Raw genomic sequence first — 1,263 nt, forward strand, 5'->3', positions numbered from 1 at the left:
CGCCTGTATCGCACCGGTGACCGCGTGCGCTGGAGCACCGATGGGGTACTGGAATACCTCGGGCGCCTGGATCAGCAGGTCAAACTGCGTGGCTTCCGTGTCGAGCCTGAAGAAATCGAAGCCCGCCTGCTGGCTCTCGACGGCATCGCCCAAGCGGTGGTGCTGGTGCGGGAAACCGCAGCCGGTGCGCAGTTGATCGGTTACTACACCGCCAGCGAACCGTTGGATGAACAGGACGTAAAAACCGCCCTGGCCGCCGAGCTGCCGGAGTACATGGTCCCGGCGCAATTGATGCGCCTGGACGCGATGCCCCTGAGCCCAAGCGGCAAACTGGATCGCCGCGCCTTGCCGGAACCGGTGTGGCAGGTACGTGAGCACGTCGAACCTGAAACAGCGCTGGAACAGCAAATCGCCGCGATCTGGCGTGAAGTCCTGGCGCTGCCACGCATCGGCCTGCGGGACGACTTCTTCGCCCTTGGCGGCCATTCGTTGCTGGCGACGCAAATCATCTCCCGCACCCGCCAGGCCTGTGACGTCGAACTGCCGTTACGCACGCTGTTCGACGCCAGCGAGCTGGGGGCTTTCGCCGAGCAGGTCCGGCTGATCCAGGCCGCCGGGCAACGTAACCAACAGCTGGCCATCGGCAAGGTCGACCGCAGCCAACCGGTGCCACTGTCCTATTCCCAGCAGCGCATGTGGTTCCTCTGGCAGATGGAGCCCGACAGCCCGGCGTATAACGTCGGCGGCATGGCGCGCTTTCGCGGGGTGCTGGACGTGGGCCGTTTCGAGGCGGCGTTGCAGGCCTTGATCATGCGTCATGAAACCCTGCGCACGACTTTCCCGAGCATCAATGGCGTGGCGCAGCAGAAGGTTGCGGCGCAAACCGGCGTGCGCATGGATTGGCAGGATTTCTCGGCGTTCAGTGAGGCCGAGCGGCAACGGCGTGTGCAGCAACTGGCCGATCATGAAGCCCACACGCCGTTCAATCTGGAAACCGGTCCACTGCTGCGCGCCTGCCTGGTCAAGGCCGGCGAGCAGGAACATTACCTGGTGCTGACCCTGCACCATATCGTCACCGAAGGCTGGGCCATGGACATCTTTGCCCGTGAACTCAGTGCGCTGTATGAAGCGTTCATCGACGACCGCGAATCGCCACTGGCGCCACTGCCGGTGCAGTACCTCGACTACAGCGTGTGGCAGCGCCAGTGGCTGGAGTCCGGCGAACGCCAGCGCCAACTGGATTACTGGACCGCGCAACTGGGC

Annotated in this window: 1 protein-coding gene; it reads left to right on the plus strand. The window is 64.3% G+C overall.

Annotated features, from left to right (window positions below; translation table 11 throughout):
- Nucleotides 1-1,263, plus strand: a 1,263-nt coding sequence (locus HX846_RS34030) for a condensation domain-containing protein (RefSeq protein WP_178967132.1), incomplete at both ends; no start/stop codon positions are given.

Origin of the sequence: Pseudomonas sp. K5002, from assembly GCF_013386655.1 — a bacterium.
In the GTDB taxonomy this organism is placed as follows: domain Bacteria; phylum Pseudomonadota; class Gammaproteobacteria; order Pseudomonadales; family Pseudomonadaceae; genus Aquipseudomonas.